Source organism: Nonomuraea sp. NPDC048892 (genome assembly GCF_040649735.1).
In the GTDB taxonomy this organism is placed as follows: Bacteria; Actinomycetota; Actinomycetes; order Streptosporangiales; family Streptosporangiaceae; genus Nonomuraea; species Nonomuraea maheshkhaliensis.
This window is the reverse complement of sequence record NZ_JBEZFZ010000005.1, coordinates 1-23,433: the sequence shown is the minus strand read 5'-3', so window position 1 is coordinate 23,433 and position 23,433 is coordinate 1. Positions and strand designations below refer to the sequence as shown.

The 23,433-nt window shown below is 71.8% G+C and carries 8 protein-coding genes; 5 read left to right on the top strand and 3 right to left on the bottom strand.

What is annotated here, in order from left to right; translation table 11 throughout:
- The first annotated feature begins 184 nt into the window (after nucleotides 1–184).
- Entirely contained in the window at nucleotides 185–1,258 is a 1,074-nt protein-coding gene (locus tag AB0C28_RS17530) for a ParB N-terminal domain-containing protein (protein WP_357862342.1), read from the top strand.
- 83 nt (nucleotides 1,259–1,341) lie between these two features.
- On the opposite strand, the gene AB0C28_RS17525 is transcribed toward AB0C28_RS17530, so the two are convergent.
- A complete protein-coding gene (locus AB0C28_RS17525; protein ID WP_345572647.1) occupies nucleotides 1,342–1,554 on the bottom strand; it encodes an MbtH family protein in 213 nt (70 codons plus the stop codon).
- 315 nt (nucleotides 1,555–1,869) lie between these two features.
- On the opposite strand from AB0C28_RS17525, the gene AB0C28_RS17520 reads away from it, so the two are divergent.
- Both AB0C28_RS17520 and AB0C28_RS17515 read left to right on the top strand, forming a co-directional pair.
- Nucleotides 1,870–3,768 carry an ABC transporter ATP-binding protein gene (locus tag AB0C28_RS17520; RefSeq protein ID WP_358075530.1) on the top strand — a complete coding sequence of 633 codons (1,899 nt, stop codon included), beginning with the start codon at nucleotides 1,870–1,872 and terminating at the stop codon, nucleotides 3,766–3,768.
- 255 nt (nucleotides 3,769–4,023) lie between these two features.
- A complete protein-coding gene (locus tag AB0C28_RS17515; RefSeq protein ID WP_357862338.1) occupies nucleotides 4,024–4,431 on the top strand; it encodes a cold shock domain-containing protein in 408 nt (135 codons plus the stop codon).
- A gap of 62 nt (nucleotides 4,432–4,493) precedes the next feature.
- Here the strand turns inward: AB0C28_RS17515 and AB0C28_RS17510 are convergent, their stop codons facing one another.
- On the bottom strand, nucleotides 4,494–6,023 hold the full coding sequence (locus AB0C28_RS17510; RefSeq protein WP_358075527.1) for an amino acid adenylation domain-containing protein: 1,530 nt from the start codon (nucleotides 6,021–6,023) through the stop codon (nucleotides 4,494–4,496).
- Nucleotides 6,024–6,207: 184 nt separating this feature from the next.
- On the opposite strand from AB0C28_RS17510, the gene sbnA reads away from it, so the two are divergent.
- Entirely contained in the window at nucleotides 6,208–7,221 is a 1,014-nt protein-coding gene (sbnA, locus tag AB0C28_RS17505) for a 2,3-diaminopropionate biosynthesis protein SbnA (RefSeq protein WP_357862334.1), read from the top strand.
- Entirely contained in the window at nucleotides 7,218–8,243 is a 1,026-nt protein-coding gene (gene sbnB, locus AB0C28_RS17500; protein ID WP_358075524.1) for a 2,3-diaminopropionate biosynthesis protein SbnB, read from the top strand. Before sbnA ends, sbnB begins: the two co-directional genes overlap by 4 nt.
- A gap of 157 nt (nucleotides 8,244–8,400) precedes the next feature.
- Here the strand turns inward: sbnB and AB0C28_RS17495 are convergent, their stop codons facing one another.
- On the bottom strand, nucleotides 8,401–23,421 hold the full coding sequence (locus AB0C28_RS17495) for an amino acid adenylation domain-containing protein (protein ID WP_358075521.1): 15,021 nt from the start codon (nucleotides 23,419–23,421) through the stop codon (nucleotides 8,401–8,403).
- Nucleotides 23,422–23,433: the final 12 nt, after the last annotated feature.

Sequence of the window (23,433 nt, the reverse complement as noted above, 5' to 3'; positions counted from 1 at the left end):
TTTCGGCACGCGTACGGGCTCGGGATCGTGACGGGCAGCGGGCCGGTCACGGCGGAAAGAATTCTGCGGAAGGCGACGGAAATGGCACGGGAATTTCACCGCCGAACGGCGGTAAATTCACGGGGAATGCTCGTTGGGATTCACAGATAACGGGGTGAACCATTTGCAGTTGCACAACAGCGGCATGAGCTCGGTTCCGGATCGAACAGATGCCACGGAACCTCGCCCGACCGGAATCAGCAGGCTTCCCGACACCTTCGAATCAAAGATCGTCTCCGTTCCGATCGCCACGCTCCTGCCCGGTGAGTCGCCGCGACTGCAGGGACAGGACCAGGAGCACGTGGCGCGGCTGGCCGAGATCGACGGCCCGCTTCCGCCCATTCTCGTCCGCCGCACCGACCGGCACGTGATCGACGGGATGCACCGTCTCCTCGCCGCCCTCGTACGCGGGCAGGAGACCATCGACGTCGAATTCTTCGACGGCACCACGGAAGACGCCTTCCTGCACGCCGTGCAGGCCAACATCGCCCACGGTCTGCCCCTGACGCAGGCCGACCGGCGGGCCGCCGCGATCCGCATCGTCGCTTCCCACCCGCACATGTCCGACCGGGCCATCGCGCGGGCCTCGGGGCTCGGGGCGAAGGCCGTGGCCGCCATCCGCCGCCGTTCAACCGGCTCCGTGCCGCAGTTGAACGCCCGCATCGGCCGCGACGGGAGGGTCCGGCCGCTGAGCGGAGCCGACGGACGGCTGCGCGCGGCCGAGGTCATCGCCAGGAACCCCGACGCCTCGTTACGCGAGGTGGCGAGGCTGGCCGGGATCTCTCCGGCCACGGCGAGCGACGTCCGTAAACGACTACTGTCCAACGAGCCGCCCACGATGCCCCACCCGGCCGACGCCAGGCCGCCGGCTCCAGCCGCGCCCGCGCACGAGGCCGCGATGCCCGACCAGATCGCCCGGCGGCGAGCCGGGCAGGGAACGGCGGCGCACGCGCCGCACTCCGAGCCCGCCCTGGTGCTGGACAAGCTGCTGCGTGACCCCTCGCTGCGGCTGAAGGAGGAGGGCCGGCAGTTGCTGCGGCTGCTGCAGCAGACCGCGCTGGCGATGGAGAGCTGGTCCGACCTCATCGCGGCGGTGCCGCCCCACTGGGAGGGGCTGGTGGTCAAGCTGGCCCGCCAGTACGCCGCCACGTGGCAGCAGTTCGCGCAGGAGCTCGACGAGCGCGATCCGTCACTGTCCTGGAAGGCGGTCGGCCAGTAACGGCTGTCCCGAGGACGATGACTGCCCTGCACATGCGGACGTCGCCGACCACCACAGGTGGATCGGCGACGTCACAGGGGTGGTTACTTCTTCTCCATGGCCTCGATCAGGCTCTTGGGACGCATGTCGGTCCACGACTTCTCGATGTAGTCGAGGCACTCCTGGCGTCCCGCCTGGCCGAAGACGGTCTTCCAGCCTTCCGGCACCGCCACGAAGATCGGCCAGAGGGAGTGCTGTCCCTCGTCGTTCACCAGAACCAGGTACTGGGCATCCGGGTCGTCGAACGGATTCGTCACCACGTCGTCCTTTCTCGGTACGGGATGGGTGGCACCGGAGAACGGACGTCCGCAACGACGCCGGTCCGGCGTTCGGTGGCCGCGTGATGCGTCGCTCGGCCCCGCGGGACCAACTATGAGCTCAGGCGCCGGGCGGCAGTCAACTTCGGCGTTCACCCGTTCAACTGCGCTGATGCCGCACTTGGCCGGGAGCCGCCGCCGGCCGTCCGGGGTCTCCCACCGGCGGCATCCACAGCATCGACAACAAGGCAGGTGTCCATTGACGGCGGACGAAGCAGCAGAAAGAGCAGCGGACGAAACGGCGGAAAGCAGGACATGGGCGGAAAGGCCGGCGGGGTGACCGGGCTGCGGTTCGACGACTCGATCACCCGGCAGCGGGTGAAACGCGGCACGGTGCGGCGGATCCTGCCGTACGCGGCGCCGTACCGCTGGTTCCTGGCCCTGCTGCTGCTGGCCACCGTCACCGTCGCGGTCGTCACGGCCGCCGGCCCGCTGATCCTCAAGGCGATCATCGACGACGGGATCGTGCCGAAGCGCACCGGCACAGTGCTCTGGCTCTGCCTGCTGGTGGCGGCGTTGTCGCTGGTCGAGGCGGGGGCGGCGTACCTGGGGGCGTGGTGCTCGGGCCGGATCGGCGAGGGCCTGGTGCACGACCTGCGGACCAAGGTGTTCGCGCACATCCAGCGGCAGCCGCTGGCGTTCTTCACCCGGACCCGGACCGGCGCGCTGGTCAGCAGGCTCAACACCGACGTGATCGGCGCCAGGCAGGCCCTGACGACGCTGCTGTCCCAGTCGGTGTCGACGCTGCTCACGCTCGCGCTCGTGCTCGCCGCGATGGTCTACCTGTCGTGGCAGATCACGCTCGCGGCGCTGGTGATGATCCCGTTCTTCCTGCTGCCCGCGCGGCTGATCGCCCGGCGGCAGGAGCGGCTCGCGCGGGAGGCCATGGAGCTGGACGCCGACATGAGCTCGATGATGCATGAGCGCTTCAACGTGTCCGGGGCACTGCTGTCCAAGCTCTACGGCCACCCGGACGACGACTTGGCCGCGTTCGCGGCGAAGACCGGGCGCGTGCGTGACGTGTCCATCCTGCGTGTCGTGTACGGGCGGATCTTCGGCATCGTCGTCACCGTCCTGACCGCGCTCACCACGGCCGTCGTCTACGGCCTGGGCGGCGTCCTGACCATCGGCGGCTCGCTCGAACTCGGGTCGCTGGTGGCCATGGTGGCGCTGCTGATGCGGCTCTACGGGCCGATCAACCTGCTGGCCTCGATGCAGGCGACGGCGATGACGGCCCTGGTGAGCTTCGACCGGGTGCTGGAGGTGCTCGACCTGGAGCCGCACATCGTCGAACGCGCCGGCGCGCGGGAGCTGGCCGCGCCCGGCCGCTCGGGCCCGCCCGCGCCGGACATCGTCTTCGACCGGGTCCGCTTCCGCTATCCGGGCGCGGAGGAGGTGTCGCTCGCGTCCCTGGAGTCCTCCATGCGATCGCCCGGCGGCGGCGCGGACAAGCGGTGGACGCTGTGCGACCTCAGCTTTCACGCCCCGGCGGGCAAGCTGACCGCGCTGGTCGGACCGTCGGGCGCGGGCAAGACCACGATCACCCAGCTCGTCCCGCGCCTCTACGACGCCACGGAGGGCGCGGTGCGCGTCGGCGGCCAGGACGTCCGCGACCTGGCCCTGCGGTCCCTGCGCCACGCGGTGGGGGTGGTCACCCAGGACGCGCACCTGTTCCACGACACGCTGCGGGCCAACCTCGAGTACGCGCGGCGCGGGGCGACCGAGCGCGAGCTGATCGAGGCGTGCCGGGCGGCGCTCGTCTGGGACACGATCAGCGCCCTGCCGGACGGCCTGGACACCGTGGTCGGCGAGCGCGGCCACCGCCTGTCCGGCGGCGAGAAGCAGCGGGTGGCCCTGGCCAGGCTGCTGCTCAAGGCACCGCCGATCGTCGTGCTCGACGAGGCGACGGCGCACCTGGACTCGGAGTCGGAGGCCGCGATCCAGCGGGCGCTGGAGACGGCGCTGTCGGGGCGGACGTCGCTGGTGATCGCCCACCGGCTGTCCACGGTCAGGAACGCCGACCAGATCCTGGTCGTCGAGGCGGGCCGCATCAGGGAACGCGGCACGCACGAAGAGCTGTTGCTGGCCGGCGGCCTGTACGCGGACCTGTACCGCACGCAGTTCGCCCAGCAGGCCGCCGGAACCGGCGGCTGAGCAGATCACCTGTCGGCAACCGGTACGTGGACCCCTGAGTGGGCAGGTGAACAATGCGGCGAGCGGGCGGTTGGCGGCGCGATGGACCGGCCGGTCAGTGGCCGGTCGGCGGCACGGTTGGCGGCACGGTTGGCGGCACGAGGGCGGGCCGGTGGGCGGAACTCCCGTCAGCCCGTCCGGTGGCTCTATGTTGTGGAGCGAGGTATCGGACATGGGGTCCGAGGTTTGGGGGTTGTGGTGGTTTCTGGACGAGTGGTGAAGTTCGACGCGGCGCGGGGCTACGGCTTCATCGCGCCCGACGGTGGCGGCGAGGACGTCTTCCTGCACGTCAACGACATGCTGATGCCCGAGTCCGAGGTGCGGGCCGGGCTCTCGGTGGTGTTCGAGGTCGAGGAGGGCGACAAGGGACCGAAGGCGTGGCGGGTGCGACCGGCCGAGACGCCGTCGGCCGTGACCACGGTGGCGGCCGTTCCCTCGCGCGTCACGACCGCGCAGGGCGACGATGACGACTCCCTGTGCGACGTGCTCGACGCGGACGAGTACCTGCGGGAGGTGACGGAGATCCTGCTCAGCCAGGCGCCGACGCTCACCGGCGCGCAGATCATGCAGATCCGTACCGGACTGCTGCAGTTCGCCAAGAACCACGGCTGGGCCGAGGGCTGAGCGACGACACGAAGGGCGGGCACCGGTCGTCGGCGCCCGCCCTTCACGTGTCGCGGCCGGAGTCAGCGGGCGAAGTCGCGTACTACGACCGCCACGGCGCCGACGCTGGGGTGGCGCTGGAGCACCGCCTCGATCTCGCCCAGTTCCATCCGCACCCCCGCGATCTTGACCTGGCGGTCGACGCGGCCGAGGTACTGCAGCGCCCCGCCCGGCAGAGCCAGGACCGCGTCGCCGGTGCGGTAGAGGCGGCCGGTGGGGGTGTCGTGGAACGGGTCCTGGAAGAACGCCTCGCGGGTGCGGTCGTGGTCACCGGCGTAACCGCGACCCACGCAGACGCCGCCGACGAACAGTTCGCCCGTCTCGCCCGTCTCGCAGGCGTGCCAGCCGTCGTCCTCGTGGCGCAGGACGTACAGGTCGGCGTTGACGACGGGCCCGCCGATCGGCAGGCGCAGCAGGTCGAGGTCGGCGGCGGTGACCGTGTGGTGGGTGACGTCGTCGGAGCACTCGGTGGGCCCGTAGGCGTTGACGAGCCCGGCGTGCGGCATCTCCCGCAACCAGCGACGCGCCACCTCGGTGGGCAGTTCCTCCCCGGTGGCCAGCATCCAGCGCAGCCCGCCGAGCAGCCCCGTCCCGGAGGGGGCGTCGGGCGGGCCTGTCCGGGCGGCGGTGGCGAGGTCGTCGAGCAGTAGGCGGACCATCGTGGGGACGAGCTCGACGATCGTGATGTCCTCCGCGCCGATCAGGCGGGCGAAGGCCACCGAGTCGTACGCCGTCGCGTCACCGACGACGCGGACCCGGCCGCCGACGACGAGCGGGCAGAGCATCTGCCAGATGGAGATGTCGAACCCGAGCGGCGCGGTCTGCGCCACCGTGTCGCCCGCGGTCAGACCCAGGTCGACGACCTTGGCGTGCAGATGGTTGAGCATGCCCTGGTGCTCGACCACCGCACCCTTCGGCCGGCCGGTCGAGCCGGAGGTGAACAGCATGTACCGCGGCTGATCAGGGCCGTCGAGCCGAGCCGGTCCCGACCAGAGCGGCTGCGCGACGGCCTCCCCCGCACGAACGAGCCGCACCCCCGCTTCACGCGCCCCGGCGGCGAGCGTAGGCGAGACCGCACCGGCCCCGGCGGCGAGCGTGGGTGAGGCGGCACCGGCTCCGGCGTCCAGGAGCAGGGCGGCGCCGGCCCTCGTCAGCACCTCGGCCACCCGTGCGGCCGGCCAGGTGGCGTCGGCGGGGACGTAGACGGCTCCGAGGAGCTCGATCGCCAGGAACCCGGCGATGACCGCGGCGTTGCGCTCCCCGCCCACCGCCACCACCGTGCCGGGTCCCGCGCCCGAGCGTTCCAGCAGCGAGGCCAGGCGGCGGGCCTCGGCGGCGAGCCCGGCGTAGCTGAGGCGGCGGGTGTCGTCGGTCACCGCGAGGCGGTCCCCGTCCACGGCGGCCGTGCGCTCGACCAGGGTGATCACGGCGTCGGCGAGGTCCACCGGGTGGAGACGGCGCGTCGCCGCGGCGCGGGCACGTTCGGCCTGCTGCGGCGAGATGGGCAGCCTGGGCAGCTCGTCCTGGCCGAGCAGGGCGTCCGCGAATGTCATGTGCACGCTCCGGTAAATGCGGGGAAATAGCCGACCTTGCCGGGCCGAGATTTCCTCAAGTATCGTGACCGGAGCTACCGCGATCAAGGTCGTGCAGAGCCGGAGAATAGGCCGGTCGATCGCTTCGACTTCCCTGACGTGTTTCTGTCGCGTCCATTCCCGTCAAACTGGGGGATTCGGCGAAGTGCCCGTTATCAAAGCTCCGCAGGAGTTCAACGTCGAAGACCTTTTCATCGATTTGCGGACGGTGACGGGGACCCCGCTCTATTTGAAATGCGAGGGGTTCAACTTCGCCGGTTCGGTCAAGCTGAAGGCGGCCACGGAAATGGTGGAGGCCGCCGAGCGCGACGGACTGGTCGGGCCTGACTGCGTGCTGGTGGAGTCGTCGTCCGGCAACCTGGGCATCGCGCTGGCGATGGTCGCGGCCGACAAGGGCCTGCGTTTCGTGTGCGTGACCGACCCGCGCTGCAACACCGCCTCCATGCGGCTGATGCGCTCGCTCGGCGCGGAGGTCGTGGTGATCGGGGAGCAGGACGCCAACGGCGGCTACCTGGAGAGCCGCATCCGCTACGTCCGCGACCTGTGTGCCGCCGACGACCGGTACGTCTGGCTCAACCAGTACGCCAACCCCGGCAACTGGCGGGCCCACTACCGGCACACCGCACCCGCGATCGAACGCAACTTCCCCGGCCTGGAGGTGCTGTTCGTCGGCGCGGGCACCACGGGCACGCTGATGGGCTGCGCCCGCTACTTCAAGGAGCGCGGCGCGCCGGTCACGATCGTGGCGGTGGACGCGGTGGGCTCGGTGACGTTCGACCACTACAACGGGCCGCACGGCACGGCCTCCGACGTCCCTGAGCGCCGCATGGTGCCGGGGCTGGGCACGAGCGTGCGGCCGGAACTGGTCGACGAGTCGTGGGTGGACGACGTGGTGCACGTGCCGGAGACGGACACGATCCGCGCCTGTCACGGCCTGGCCGCGCGCGGGTTCCTGTTCGGCGGCTCGACGGGCACCGTGGTGAGCGGCGCCGCGCGCTGGCTGCAGGAGAAGTACCCGGGTGAGGAGCCGGTCGCCCTGGCGGTCGCCCCCGACCTCGGCGAGCGCTACCTGGACTCGATCTACGAGGAGGGCTGGCTGCGCGAGCACTTCGGCCCTCTCGACCTGCCCGACCGACCGCATTGGAGCACGCACCCATGAGTCAGGTCCCGTCGTTCGCCGTCGTCTCAGGAGAGCAGGTCGCCGGTGTCCTGCACGGCAGGGAGAAGCAGGTCATGGAGGTGGTGGAGGGGGCGTACCGGCTGCACGGCGCGGGCGGGACGGTCAACCCGGACTCCTACTTCCTGCGCTTCCCCGACCGGCCCTCCTCCCGGATCATCGCGCTGCCCGCGTCGGCAGGGAAGCCGGTGGACGTGCACGGCATCAAGTGGATCTCCTCGTTCCCCGAGAACGTGGCGGCCGGCCTCCCGCGCGCCTCGGCGGTGCTCATCCTCAACGACACGACGACCGGTTACCCGCTGGCCTGCCTGGAAAGCTCGATCATCAGCGCGGCCCGAACCGCCGGCTCCGCCGCGCTCGCGGCCACGACGCTGGCGACCGCCCGGGGGGTGACGCCGCGACGCGCCGGTTTCATCGGCACCGGGCTGATCGCCCGTTACATCCACACCTATCTGGTGGCGGCCGGTCTGTCCTTCGACGAGGTGGGCGTCTTCGACCTCGCCAAGGAGCACGCCGAGGGGTTCGGCGCCTATCTGACGCGGTCGGGGGCGGAGGAGGTCACGTTCCACGACGACGCCGAGTCGCTGATCGCGGCGTCCGACCTGGTCGTGCTGGCGACGGTGGCGGGCGAGCCGCACATTCACGCGCCCGAGGCGCTGGCGCACAATCCGCTGGTGCTGCACGTCTCGCTGCGCGACCTGTCGCCGGAGATCATCCTTTCGTCGTGGAACGTCCTCGACGACGTCGAGCACTGCCTGAAGGCCGGTACGTCGCCGCACCTGGCCGAACAGCGCACCGGCGGCCGTTCCTTCGTCGCCGGCACCCTGTACGACGTGCTGGAGGGCACCCTGACGCCGCCGGCCGACCGGCCCGTGGTGTTCTCGCCGTTCGGCCTCGGGGTGCTCGACCTGGCCGTGGCCAGGTACGTCTACGACGAGGTGGGCGCGGCGGGCGACCTGATGACGGTGCCCGGCTTCTTCCACGAGCTGAAGCGACACGGCTGACGGCCCGCGTCCCCCCGAGCCCGCCTTCCCCAGACCCGATCCCCCAGCTCCCGCAGAGCCCGCTCCCCGATCATCCGGGGGGCGGGCTCTTCGCCGTCGGGCATCCGGCTCCTCGCGCCCGGCCGTCCGGCTGTCCGGCTGTCCGGCTCCTCGCCGGTCAGCCGTCCAGCCGCAGCCAGTCGGACACCGCGGCCCACACCTGGCCCAGGGTGTCCGGCTTGGCGATGTCGTAGTGGGTGCAGGGGATGCGGGCCACCCCGATCTCGCCCGTCACGTACGGCCGCCACAACTCGGGCCTGCGCGCCTCGTCGGAACCACTCTCGTCGGCCACGACCACCAGCACGTCCCCGTCGAACCGGCCGTGCTCGAAGCCGCGGCGCAACTTACGGTGGTTGCGCAGGAGACGGGCGAAGGTGCGGATCTCGTCCTCGGTGGCGGCGCCGAAGCCGTTGCCCGCCTGCCAGCGGACGATGTCCATCTGCCGTTCAAGCGCGGCGTCGGGGTCGTCGTCGTGCTCCTCCGCGGCTTCCTGTTCAGCCACCCACGGGTACTGGTCGAGCAGGACCAGCGCCCCGACCTGCTCCCCGGCCGCGCGGAGCTGGACGGCGATCTCGTGCGCGACGCCGCCCCCGTACGACCAGCCGAGCAGGTGGTACGGCCCGTGCGGCTGCACGGAGCGGATCTGCTCGATGTAGTCGGCGGCCATCTCCCCGATGGAGCGGGCGAACTCCGTGGTGCCGTCCAGGCCGCGGGACTGCACCCCGTACAGGGGGATGTCCGGCTGGGCGTGGCGGGCCAGCGGCATGTAGCACCAGCTCAGGCCGCCCGCGGCGTGGATGCAGAAGAACGGCTCGCGCTCGCCCTCCGTGCGGATGGGCAGCAGCACGTCGAGTGCGTCGCGTACCGAGGAGAGCGTCATCCGCCGCATCAGCTCGGCGACGGTGGGGGCCACGAACAGGTCGCGGACCGCGATCGTCACGCCGCGCCCGCGCAGCCGTTCGACGAGCCGGACGGCCAGCAGGGAGTGGCCGCCGAGGGCGAAGAAGTCGTCGTCCAGGCCCACGCTGTCGCGGCCGAGCACCTCGGCGAACGCCTCGCACAGGCCGGCTGCGATCGAGGTGACGTCCCAGTGGGTGACGGTGCGTTCCTCCGCGCCGGTGTCGGGGGCGGGCAGGGCCTTGCGGTCGAGCTTGCCGTTCGGCATCAGCGGCAGCCGGTCGATCACCACGACGGACGCCGGCACCATGTAGCCGGGCAGGCGTTCCTGGGCGGCGGCGCGCACCGCCGGGCCGAGTCCGTCGGCGTCGCCTCCGGGGACCACGTACGCGACGAGCCGCCGGTCGCCGGGCACGTCCTCGCGGACCAGCGCCACGGCCTGCGTCACGCGCGGGTGCGCGGCCAGCACGGCCTCGACCTCGCCCAGCTCGACCCGGAAGCCGCGGATCTTGACCTGGTCGTCGGAGCGGCCGACGTACTGGAGCTCGCCGCCGGCGCTCCACCGCACCACGTCGCCGGTACGGTACATGCGCGCGCCGCCGGGCCGGAACGGGCAGGCCACGAAGCGGGAGGCGGTGAGCCCGGGACGGCCGAGGTAGCCGCGGGCCAAGCCGTCACCCGCGATGTACAGCTCGCCGGCCACGCCGGGCGCGACCGGCTGGAGGGCGTCGTCGAGCACGTACACCTGCGTGTTGGCGACGGGCGTGCCGATGGACGACACGTCGGCCGCGGGGCCGGCCAGCACCTTCGCGGTGGACCAGACCGTGGTCTCGGTGGGGCCGTACAGGTTCGTCAGGGTCGGGGTCCGGCCGAGGATCGTGCGCGCCAGGTCGGGCGGCAGCGCCTCGGCGCCGATCATGGCGCGGACGGTCGTCCAGTCCACGGGGTCGCCGTCGTCGGCGATCAGGCCGCGCCACAGGCTGGGAGTGGCGTGCACCATGGTGACGCCGGCGGCGCGGATCAGCGTGCGCAGCGCCCACGGGTCGAGCACCTGCTCCTGCTCGGCGAGGACGATGCGGGCGCCGGTCACCAGCGGCAGGTAGAACTCGAAGCCCGCCATGTCGCAGCCGTGCGTGCTGACGGCCAGCAGCCGATCGGCGGCGGTGGGCGCGAACGACTCCCGCATCGACAGCAGGAAGTTGACGATCGCGTGCTGCTCGACCAGCACGCCCTTGGGGCGCCCGGTGGAGCCCGAGGTGTAGATCACCCACATGGGGTGGCGGGGCTCCACGGTCACGTCCGGCCTGGTGCCGGCCTGCGCCCGCACCTCCGGCTCGCCGGCCACGACGACGGGCAGGCCCGCGTCGATCTCGAACTCGGCCAGGCGCGGGCGCAGGTCCTCGCCGGTCAGCACGCAGGCCGCGCCGGAGTCGGCGATCACGTACGCGATGCGGCCCGCCGGATAGGCCGGGTCGATCGGCAGGTAGGCGGCGCCGGCCTTGATCACGCCGAGCAGCGACACCACCAGCTCGATCCCGCGATCGAAGACGGCGGCCACGACGGACTCGGGCCCGATGCCGAGGCCGATCAGGCGTCCGGCCACCTGGTTGGCCCGCCGGTCCAGTTCGGCGTACGTGAGCTCCACGTCACCGCAGGTCAGGGCCACCGCGTCGGGGGTGCGGGCGACCTGCGCCTCGAACAGCCCGACGACCGTCGTGCCCGGTATGGGGGCGGCGGTGTCGTTCCAGCCGGTGAGCATGAGCCGGCGTTCGGCGTCGCCGAGCACGTCCACCGCGCTGAGCCGCAGGCCGGGGTCGGCCGACAGGGCGGCCAGCACCCGGACCAGGCGCTCGGCGATGCGCTCGACCGAGGCACGGTCGAACAGGTCGGCCGCGCCGACGACCGCGCCACGCAGGCCCGCCGCGCCGCCGTCCGCGTCGAACGCCTCGCCGAGGCTGACGTCCAGGTCGAACTTGACCACGGACGTGTCCTCCCCCGCCGCCTCGCCGCCGCCGGGACGGCGGCCGGCGTCCAGGCCGGGCAGGTCGAGGCTGGCGCCCGCGGTGTTCTGCAGCAGCAGCATCACCTGGAAGAGCGGGTGCCGGGCCAGCGACCTGGCCGGCGACAGCTCCTCGACCAGGCGCTCGAACGGGACGTCGGGGTGGGCGAACGCGCCGAGCCCGGCCTCCCTGACCCGGGCGAGCACCTCGCGGAACGTGGGGTCGCCTGACAGGTCGGTACGCAGGACGAAGGTGTTGACGAAGTAGCCCACCAGGCCGTCCAGCGCCTCGTCCGTCCGCCCGGCCAGCGCGGAGCCGATGGGGACGTCGGTGCCGCCGCCGAGCCGGGACAGGAGCACCGCCAGGGCGCCCTGGACCATCATGAACATGGTCACGCCCTCGGCGCGGGCGACCTCGCGCAGCCGGGCGTGCACGTCCGCCGGGACCTCCAGCGGCACCCGCCGGCCCAGGTGTCCGGCCACCTCCTGGCGCGGCCGGTCGAACGGTAGCGGCAGCTCTTCGGGCAGGCCGGCCAGCGTGTCGCGCCAGTAGGCGACCTGGCTGGAGATCAGGCTGCCCGGGTCCTCGCTGTCGCCGAGCACGTCGCGTTGCCAGAGCGCGTAGTCGGCGTACTGGACGGGCAGCGGCTCCCACTCCGGGGCCCGGCCGTCGCGGCGGGCGGCGTAGGCGGCGGAGACGTCGCGCGCCAGCGGCGCCCACGACCAGCCGTCACCGGCGATGTGGTGCACCACGACGACGAGCACGTGCTCGTCAGGGCCGGTGGTGAACAGCCAGGCCCGGATCGGCGCCTGCGCGGACAGGTCGAACGTGTAGGCCCGCGCCTCCTCCACCGCCGCCGCCAATTCCTGCGGCGCGACCTGCCTGACGGTCAGCTCCCAGTCGAGGTCGTCGACGGGGATGATCCGCTGGTACGGCTCGCCGTCGGCGACCGGGAACACGGTGCGGAGCACCTCGTGGCGGCCGATGACGTCACGGAAGGCGGCGCCCATGGCGTGGCTGTCGATCGTGCCGGACAGGCGTACCGCCACGGGGATGTTGTAGGTGGCGCTGGGGCCTTCCAGCTGGGCGATGATCCACATGCGCCGCTGCCCGTACGACAGGGGAACGCGCTCGGGGCGTGCACCCGCCGTCAGGGGCGCCCGCGCGCGGGCGGCGCCGTTGAGGCCCGCCGCCAGCCCCGCGACGGTGGGGGCGTCGAACAGGGCGCGGATCTCGATCTCGACGCCGAGCAGCGCGCGGATGCGGCTGACCAGGCGGACGGCGAGCAGCGAGTGGCCGCCGAGGGCGAAGAAGTCGTCGTCCACGCCGACGCTGTCCAGGCCGAGCACCTCGGCGAAGGCCAGGCAGAGGATCTCCTCCTGCGCCGTGGCCGCCGACCGGCCGCCCTCGGTCTGGGCGGAGCCGTAGTCGGGGGCGGGCAGGGCGTGGCGGTCGAGCTTGCCGTTGGCGGTCAGTGGGAGCGCGTCGAGCACCACCCAGGCCGAGGGGATCAGGTGGTCGGGGAGGCGGTCGGCGGCGAATTTGCGGGCCACGGACGGGAGGTCGGCGGCGTTCTCGGGGTCGTCCGGCACGAGGTAGCCGACGAGGCGGACGTCGCCTGGGCCCTCTTCGCGGGCGATGACGGCCGCCTGGCTCACCGCCGGGCACGCGGTCATGGTCGCGGTGATCTCGCCTGGTTCGACGCGGAATCCACGGATCTTGACCTGGTCGTCCGCTCGGCCGGCGAACAACAACTGGCCGTCGGTGGTCCAGCGGGCGCGGTCGCCGGTGCGGTACATGCGGGTGCCCGGCTCGGACGGGCACGCAACGAAGCGCTCCGCCGTCAGACCCGGGCGGCCGAGGTAGCCGCGGGCCAACTGGGCGCCCGCGACGTAGAGCTCGCCGGTGACGCCGGGAGGCACGGGTGACAGATGCTCGTCCAGGACGTGGAAGGCGGTGTTGGCCACGGGTGTGCCGACCGGTGCCGTGCCACCGCTGCTCAGGCGGGTGGTGGCCACACCGATCGTCGTCTCGGTCGGGCCGTAGTGGTTGAACACCGCGCAACCGCGCTCGTCGGCCTCATCCAGCAGCCGTTCCAGCCAGTCGGGAGCGGCCGCCTCACCGCCCAGGACCAGCGCGCGGGCGGGTAGGAGACCGGGACCCATCGCCGCCAGGTGGGACGGCACCATCTTCACGAAATCGATCTCGCGTTCGGCCAGCAGGCTGCCGAAAGCGTCCGGGTCCGTGGCGGCCTCCTCGGCCATGATGTGCAACTCACCACCCAGGGTCAGCGCGGCAAAGACGATCGTGTTGCCCAAGTCGGTCGCCTGGCCCTGAACCAGGGCATACCGGCCGTCGTCCATCCCGAGCCGGCCCGGCACCGAGGCCACATAGTTCGCCAAAGCCGCCTGACTGACCAGCACACCCTTCGGCCGACCGGTCGAACCGGAGGTGTAGATGACGTAGGCGGTCTGCGTGCCGTGGAGGTGTCGTTCCGGTTTGTCCTTCGAGGCCATCGACAGGCGCAGGGCGGTGAAGGTGTCGTCGAGGACCAGCATGCGGGCGTGGCTCGCGGGCAGCTCGTCCGCGATCTCCTCGGTGGTGACGGTCAGGACGGCCCGGCTGTCGGCGAGCAGGTAGGCGATCCGCTCCACCGGCTGACGCGGATCGATCGGCACATAAGCGCCACCCGCCTTCCACACCGCCAACAACGCCACCACCAGCTCGACACCGCGATCGAGACACACCCCGACGACGGACTCTGCGCTCACACCCTCGCCGACCAGGACATTCGCCAGCCGGTTGGCCCGCTCATCAAGGTCTGCGAAGGTAACCTCTTCGCCGTCGGGAGCCACCACCGCGACCGCCCCGGGCCTGCGCGCGACCTGCGCCTCGAACAGCTCCACCACCGGCGTCGCAAGCCCGTCGGCCGCCGTGCGGTTCCACTCTGCGAGAGCCCGGTGCTCGTCCTCCCCGAGCAGGTCCACACCGCTCAGCCGGGTGCCCGGGTCGGTGCTGACCAGGTCGAGCACGCGTACCCAGTAACGCATGATCCGCTCGGCCCACTCCGGATCGAACAGGTCCGTGGCGACCGTCACCGACCCTCGCACCCCGGCCGGAGCACCCCTGTCGAACGCCTCGCTCACCATCACGTCGAGGTCGAACTTGGCCGCCCGCTCCCCCGCCGACGGGGCCCCCGGCCGGATGACGGGGAGGTCCAGCACGGCGTCAACGGTGTCGCCCTTGGTGAGCACCACCTGGAAGAGCGGGTGCCGGGCCATCGACCGTGACGGGGCCAGCTCCTCCACCAGCCGCTCGAACGGCACGTCCTGATGCGCGAACGCCGACAGGCTGCGTTCCCGCACCCGCCCCAGCAGGCCGCGGAATTCGGGGTCGCCGGTCAGGTCGGCCCGTACGACCAGCGTGTTGACGAAGCAGCCGATGAGGTCTTCCAGCGCCGCGTCCGTTCGGCCCGCGTTGGCCGATCCGATCGGGATGTCGGTGCCCGCGCCGAGCCGCGACAGCAGCACCGCCAAGGCGGCCTGAAGCACCATGAACACGGTCACGCCCTCGGCCCTGGCCACCTCGACCAACCGCGCGTGCACCTCGGCCGGAACCGTCAAGGGCACGCTGTGCCCCTGGTGGGAGGCGGTGGCGGGACGCGGCCGGTCGAACGGCAGCGCCAACTCCTCGGGCGCCCCCGCCAGGGCCTCCCGCCAGTAGGCGACCTGGCGGGACATCAGGCTGTCCGGATCGTCCTCGTCGCCGAGCAGTTCTCGCTGCCAGAGCGCGTAGTCGGCGTACTGGACCGGCATCGGGCTCCACACCGGGGCCCGGCCCTCGCGGCGGGCCGCGTACGCGAGGGAGAAGTCGCGGGCCAGCGGCGCCCGCGACCAGCCGTCACCGGCGATGTGGTGGATCACCACGGCCAGGACCCGCTCGTCCGGTCCCGCGTCGAACAGCCAGGCTCGGATCGGCGCCTCCGCGGTGAGGTCGAACGCGTGCCCCATGGCCCGGGTGACGGCGGCGTCCAGTTCGGACGGCGGCAGCTCGGTGATCGACAGGCTCCAGTCGAGCTCGTCGAGGTCCATGATGTGCTGGTACGGCTCGCCGTCCGCGACGGGGAAGACCGTCCGCAGCACCTCGTGGCGGCCGACCACGTCGCGCAGCGCGTGGCCGAGGGCCTCCTGGTCCACTCCTGCCGCGAGCCGCAGCACGATCGGCACGTTGTAGGTGGCACTCGGGCCTTCGAGCTGGCCGAGGAACCACAGCCGGCGCTGCGCGAACGACAGCGGGACCCGCTCGGGCCGTTGTCCGGGGGTGAGCGGCAGGCGGGCGGCGGCGGCGTCGCTCAGCCGGGCCGCCAGGCCCGCCACCGTCGGCGCCTCGAACAGCGCCCGCAACGGCACCTCGACCCCGAGCGCCGACCGCACCCGGCTGACCAGCCGCACTGCCAGCAGCGAGTGGCCGCCGAGGGCGAAGAAGTCGTCGTCCACGCCGACGCTGTCGAGGCTGAGTACGCCGGCGAAGACGGCGCAGAGGATCTCTTCGCGCAGGTCGGCCGGGGCTCGGCCGGCTTGTGCGGAGTGGTCGGGGGCGGGCAGGGCCTTGCGGTCGAGCTTGCCGTTGGGGCTCAGTGGCAGCGTGTCCAGGACGACGATCGCGGCCGGGATCATGTAGGACGGGAGCCGGTCGGCAACGAAGGCACGGACCTGCTCGGCCAGGTCCTTCGCCGGTCCTCGCGGGACGACGTAGGCGACCAAGCGCTTGTCTCCCGGCTGGTCCTCCCTGGCCACCACGGCGGCCTGCGCCACCTCGGGATGGGCGGCCAGCACCGTCTGCACCTCGCCGAGTTCGATGCGGAAGCCGCGGATCTTGACCTGTTCATCCACCCGGCCGAGGTACTCCACCTGGCCATCGGCGTTCCAGCGCACTACATCGCCGGTGCGATACAACCGCCCGCCCTCGGAGAACGGATCGGCCACGAAACGCTCGCCGGTCAATGACGGCCGGCCCAGATACCCGCGAGCCAGCCCATTCCCGGCCAAATACAGCTCACCAGCCACCCCGACCGGCACCGGCGCGAGATGCTCGTCGAGCACGTAAACGCGGGCGTTGTCGACCGGCCTGCCGATCGGCACCACGCCGTCCACCTCGCCGTCGGCGTACCAGGCGGTGGCATACACCGTCGCCTCCGTCGGCCCGTAGATGTTGGCCACCCGAGCCCCGGGCAAGGCCGCACGCAACCCCGCCACGGCATCGGCCGACAGCGCCTCACCCGCCAGCACCACCGTACGCGGCCGCACCTCCAGCGAACCCGACCCGACCACCTGGGCCAGCGCGGACGGCACCCCGCTCACGAGACTGACATCGCGCAGATCCCGGCTCGCATCGGCGACCGCCAGAACGTCGGGAACCACCTCGACGCAGCCGCCCGACACCAGCGGCCCGAACAGCTCGAAGACGGACACGTCGAACGTCAACGAGGTTGAGAAGAGCACCCGCTCGAAGTCCGCCCCACCGAACTCACGTACCGCCCATGCCAAGAACCCGGTGACCGACCGCTGCTCGACCACCACACCCTTCGGCCGCCCGGTCGAACCCGACGTATAGATGACATAAGCCGCATGCCCCGGCAGGACGCTGCTGCGCAACGACCCGTCCGGCAGCCCGGCCAGCTCGGGATCGTCCACGAGCACCGCCTGCGTGTCGACCGGCAGCCGGTCCGCCAGCTCCGGCGAGGTCACCACGGCGACCGCGCCCGCGTCGGCCAGCATGAACGCGATCCGCTCCACCGGATACCGGCCGTCGATCGGCAGATACGCGCCACCGGCCTTCAACACCGCCAGCACCGCCACCACCAGCTCAACCCCGCGCTCCAGGCAGACCCCCACCACCGACTCCGCCCGCACACCCCGGCCCACCAGCAGCCGCGCCAGCCGGTTCGCCCGAGCGTCCAACTCCGCGTAAGTGATCTCCACACCGTCGGCCGCCACCGCGACCGCACCGGGCGTCCGCGCCACCTGCGCCTCGAACAACCCCGCCACCGTCACCTGCGGCGCCGCCACCGCCGTGTCGTTCCACTCACGCAGCAGCAGATCCAGCGCCTCCACGCCCAGCACACCCACCTGACCAAGCGGCACCTCCGGGCCACCCGCCAGGCAGTCCTCCAGCGCCCCCACCAGGTTCTCCGTCGCGGTCCGCACGAGCGCCCCGACCGCATGCGGGTCGATCGGCGCCACCGCGTCCACCGCCAGCGAGATCCGGCCGCCGTCGTCATCGACCGACACCAGCAGCGGATAGTTGGTGCGCTCGGTGAAGTACACCCGCCGGATCCCGCTCAGCGCCTCGCCAGCACCCGGAACGGCTTCGCCCGGGGTGTTGTGGCGGTAGTTGAACAGCGCGGTGAACAGGGGAAGGTCTCCGGGCACGCCGCTGGCCTGCTGCGCGAGGGTGAGCGGCGCGTGCTCGTGCTCCAGCAGCCCGGCCAGTTGCCCGCGCATCGCCGCCACCGCACCCAGCACACCGAGCTCACCGGTGCGCACCCGTACGGGAAGAGTGTTGATGAAGGGCCCCGGTACGCGGTCGGAACCGGCACTCGTGCTCATGCGGCCGAACAGGACCGTGCCGAAGACCACGTCGTCCCGTCCCGACACCGCCGCCAGCACCCGCGACCACGCCCCATGCAGCAACGTCGCCGGGCTCGCCCCCACCCGGCGGGCCACCTCAAGCAGCCGGGTGTGCAGGCTGGCGTCGAAGTCGGTCCTGGCCCGGACCGTGTCCATGCCGTCGCGGCGGGCGTCGGCCACGCCGAAGGGCGCGGTCGGCTCGGTGACGTCCCCGAGCAGGCCGGCGAAGTAGCGTTCGTGGTCGGCGCGGTTCCCGCCGCTCCTGGCCTGGGCGACGAAGTCGCGGAACGGCAGCGGCTCCGCCAGGCGGTGACCCTGGCCGGCCAGGAAGGCGCGTACCTCGTCGAGCAGCACCTCAAGGGCCGTGTGGTCCTGCACCAGGTGGTGGATCCTGACCAGGGCCAGCCAGCGGCCGGTGCCGGGCGAGGCGGCGGTGTGCAGCCTGATCAGCGGGGCCCGGCCGAGGTCCATGGACGTGCCGCCGCGCGCCACCAGCTCCGCCACCGGGTCGGCGCCGTCCTGGTCCAGGGTCAGTTCTTCGATCGGGAGCACGGCGCGGCGCCAGACGACCTGGACGGGTTCGCGCAGGCCCTCCCAGACGATGGAGGTGCGGTAGACGTCGTGCCGATCGATCACTTGCTGGAGCGCGTCGGCGAAGCTGTCGAGCCGCTCGCGGGAGTCGAACTCCAGCGCTGTCGGCATCACGTAGGCGTCCTCACCGCCCTCGGCCAGCAGGTGGTGGAACAGCAGCCCCTCCTGCAGCGGCGCGAGCGGGTAGACGTCCGCGATGTTGGCCGCGCCGCCTTCCACGGTGGCCGTGATCCGGTCGAGCTCGTCGCCGGTCAGGTCCACCAGCGGCAGCATGTCCGGAGTGAGCTCGGTCGCGCCGGGCGGGATCAGGTTCGGGGGGACCGCCGCCAGGCTCTCGCCCGTCGAACGGGCCAGCCCGGCCGGGGTGGGTGTCTCGAAGAGAGCGCGTACGGAGACCGAGACGCCACGGGACCGTACGAGGGCCACCAGCCGGATCGCGAGGAGGGAGTGGCCGCCGAGCGCGAAGAAGTCGTCGTCCACGCCGACGCCGTCCAGGCCGAGGACCTCGGCGAAGGCCGCGCAGAGAATCTCCTCGCGGACGTCGGCCGGGGCGCGGCCGGTGCCCGCCGTGTACTCCGGTGCGGGCAGGGCCTTGCGGTCGAGTTTGCCGTTGGGGCTCAGTGGCAGCGTGTCCAGGACGACGATCGCGGCCGGGATCATGTGAGACGGGAGCCGGTCGGCGACGTAGGCGCGGATCTGTTCGGGCAGGTCTTCCGCCGGTCCTCGGGGGACGAGGTAGGCGACCAAGCGCTTGTCTCCCGGCTGGTCCTCCCTGGCCACCACGGCGGCTTGGGCGACCTCTGGGTGGGCTGCTATGGCTGCCTGGACCTCGCCGAGTTCGATGCGGAAGCCGCGGATCTTGACCTGCTCGTCCAGCCGGCCGAGATACTCCACCTCGCCGTCCGCGTTCCAGCGCACCACGTCACCGGTCCGATACAACCGCCCGCCCTCAGAGAACGGGTCCGCGACGAACCGCTCGCCGGTCAGAGACGGCCGGCCCAGATACCCGCGAGCCAGCCCATTCCCGGCCAAATACAGCTCGCCAGCCACCCCGACCGGCACCGGCGCGAGATGGTCGTCGAGCACGTAGACGCGGGCGTTGTCGACCGGCCTGCCGATCGGCACCACGCCATCCACCTCGCCGTCGGCATACCAGGCGGTGGCATACACCGTCGCCTCCGTCGGCCCGTAAATGTTGGCCACCCGCGCACCGGGCAACGCCGCACGCAACCCCGCCACCGCATCCGCCGACAGCGCCTCACCCGCCAGCACCACCGTACGCGGCCGCACCTCCAGCGAACCCGACCCCACCACCTGAGCCAGCGCCGACGGCACCCCGCTGACCAGGCTCACGCCGTCGAGGTCGCGGTCGCCGTCCGCGACCGCCAGAACGTCGGGAACCACCTCGACGCAGCCGCCCGACACCAGCGGCCCGAACAGCTCGAAGACGGACACGTCGAACGTCAACGACGTCGAGAACAACACCCGCTGGAAATCCGCCCCACCGAACTCACGCACCGCCCACGCCAGGAACCCGGCCACCGACCGCTGCTCGACCACCACGCCCTTCGGCCGCCCGGTCGAACCCGACGTATAGATCACATATGCCGCATGACCCGGCAGCACTTCGCCGGCCACAGGCCCGCCGGGCAGTTCCGCCACGTCGTGCACATCGACCATCGGCACGCCTGAAGGCAGCCGGTCCATGAGCTCCGGCGAGGTCACCACGGCGACCGCGCCCGCGTCGGCCAGCATGAACGCGATCCGCTCCACCGGATACCGACCGTCGATCGGCAGATAAGCGCCACCCGCCTTCAACACCGCCAGCACCGCCACCACGAGATCGATCCCGCGTTCCAGGCAGATCCCCACCACCGACTCCGCCCGCACACCCTGACGTATCAGAGACCGGGCCAGGCGATTCGCCCGAGCGTCCAACTCCGCGTAGGTGATCTCCACACCGTCGGCCGCCACCGCGACCGCGCCCGGCGTCCGCGCCACCTGCGCCTCGAACAACCCCGCCACCGTCACCTGCGGCGCCGCCACCGCCGTGTCGTTCCACTCACGCAGCAGCAGATCCAGCGCCTCGACGCCCAGCACACCCACCTGACCAAGCGGCACCTCCGGGCCACCCGCCAGGCAGTCCTCCAGCGCCCCCACCAGGTTCTCCGTCGCGGTCCGCACCAGCACCCCGACCTCGCCCGGATCGATCGGCGCCACCGCGTCCACCGCCAGCGAGATCCGGTCCCCGTCGTCATCGACCGACACCAGCAGCGGATAGTTGGTGCGCTCGCGCAGGTAGACGAGGCTGATGCCGTCGAGGGCCCCGTCCGGGGCGGGGGCGTCGTTCTGCTGAGGCCGGCTCGTGTTGTGCCGGTAGTTGAACAGCGCGGTGAACAGCGGCAGGTCGCCCGGCACGCCACTGGCCCGCTGCGCCAGGGTCAGCGGCGCGTGCTCGTGCTCCAGCAGCCCGGCCAGTTGTCCGCGCATCGCCGCCACCGCACCCAGCACACCGAGCTCACCGGTGCGCACCCGTACGGGAAGAGTGTTCATGTACGGGCCGGGCACCTGGTCGGAGCCGCTGCCGGCGTTCATGCGGCCGAACAGGATGGTGCCGAACACCACGTCGTCCCGTCCCGACACCGCCGCCAGCGCCCGAGACCACGCCACATGCAGCAGCGTCGCCGGGCTCGCCCCGACGCGGCGGGCGACCTCCTGCAGCCGGGTGTGCAGTTCCGCCGGGAACGGCACCACCTTGCGGACCGCGTCCGCGCCGTTGCCGCGCACGTCCACCATTCCGAACGGCGCGGTCGGCTCGGTGACGTCCCCGAGCAGATCGGCGAAGTAGCGCTCGTGCTCGGCCCGCTCGACGGCGCCCCTGGCCTGGGCCACGAAGTTACGGAACGGCAGCGGCTTCGGGAGCGTGCCGTCGCGCCGGGAGAGGATGGCCCGCACCTCTCGCAGGACGATCTCCAGCGCGGTGTGGTCGCGGACGATGTGGTGGTTCCTGATGAGCCCGAGCCAGCGGCCGGTACCGGGGACCGGGGTGACGTGCAGGTCCATCAGCGGAGCCAGGCCCAGGTCCAGCACCTGGCCGACGTGGGCGACCAGCCGTCCGGGCAGGTCGCCGTCGCCCTCGGGCAGCCTCACCTCGGTCACCGGCAGGTTCGCCCGCCGCCACACCACCTGGACCGGCTCGCGCAGTCCCTCCCACACGATGGACGTGCGGTAGATGTCGTGCCGGTCGACCACTTTCTGCACGGCGTCGGCGAAGGCGTCCAGCCGGTCCCGCGAGTCGAACTCCAGGACCATCGGCATGACGTACGCGTCCTCGCCGCCCTCAGCCAGCAGGTGGTGGAACAGCAGCCCCTCCTGCAGCGGCGCGAGGGGATAGACGTCCGCGACGTTGGCCGCGCCGCCTTCCACGGTGGCCGCGATCCGGTCGATCTCCTCGCCGGACAGGTCCACCAGCGGCAGCATCTCCGGGGTGATCGCGGTGGCGCCGGCCGGGATCGCGTTGTCCGGCACCTCCACCTGCCGGTCGCCCACCGACCTGGCCAGCCCCGCCGGGGTCGGCGCCTGGAAGAACGACCGCACCGACACCGACACGCCCCGTGCCTGCAGCGCCGCCACCAGGCGGATGGCCAGCAGCGACTGGCCGCCGAGGGCGAAGAAGTCGTCGTCCACGCCGACGCTCTCGACGCCGAGCACCTCGGCGAACGCGGCGCAGACGACTTCCTCGCGGGCGTTGACCGGCGCCCGCCCGGCCGTCACGGCGACCTCCGGCACCGGCAACGCGGCGCGGTCGAGCTTGCCGTTGGCCGTGCGTGGCAGCGCGTCGAGCACCACTACGGCTGACGGGACCATGTACTCGGGCAGCCGGGCGGCGGTGAACTCTCGTACGGCCTCCGGCAGTCGGTCTTCCGGCTCCGTCCCTTCGCCGGCAGGGACGACGTAGGCCACCAGCCGCTTGTCTCCCGGCCTGTCCTCTCTGACGATCACCGCCGCCTGGGCCACCCGGGGGTGTTCGGCTACCACGGCGCGTACTTCGCCGGGTTCGATCCGGAAGCCGCGGATCTTCACCTGGTCATCCACCCGGCCCAGGAACGCCAACTCACCCTCGGACGTCCACCGCACCCGATCCCCGGTCCGATACATCCGCTCACCCACCACGAACGGACACGCCACAAACCGCTCACCCGTCAACCCCGCCCGGCCCACATACCCCCGCGCCACACCACGACCCGCCACATACAACTCCCCCGCCACACCCACCGGCACCGGACGCAAGAACTCATCCAGCACGAACGCACGCATATTCGCCACCGGCCCACCCACCACCGGACTCACCCCGCCCACGCGGGCCACCGCCGTATCCACGGTGCACTCACTCGGACCGTAAAAGTTGAACCCCTGCACCCCACCGGCGGACAGCTCGTCCCACAACCCCTGCGGAACCGCTTCACCGCCCACACCCAACCGCTGGAGCCCACCCCGCTCCAGCAACCCCTCCCCAACCAACACCTCCAGATACGACGGCGTCACCTCAACAAAATCCAGACCACCCTCCGCCACCCACTCCACGAACCGGCCCGCATCCACCCACGACTCACCATCCACCACATGCAACTCATGACCCGCGAACAACCCACCCAACTGATTCCACGACGCATCAAACGACACCGACGACGTCAACCCCACCCGCAACCGACCATCCACACCCCCAAACACCGTCCGCCCCAACCACTCACACAAACCCACCACACCCGCATGACCCACCACCACACCCTTCGGCCACCCCAACGACCCCGACGTATACACCACATACGCCGCACAACCACCCGACACCACCACGCCCGGCGAACCAGCAGACTGAGCAGCCAACTCGCTCATGACCGCCGGATCATCCAGCACCACAACCTCAGCCGCATCCCCCACAATCCCCGCCGTCACCGACGACGCCACCACCACTACCGCACCCGAATCCCCCACCATCCACCGCAACCGCTCACCCGCATACACCGGATCCAACGC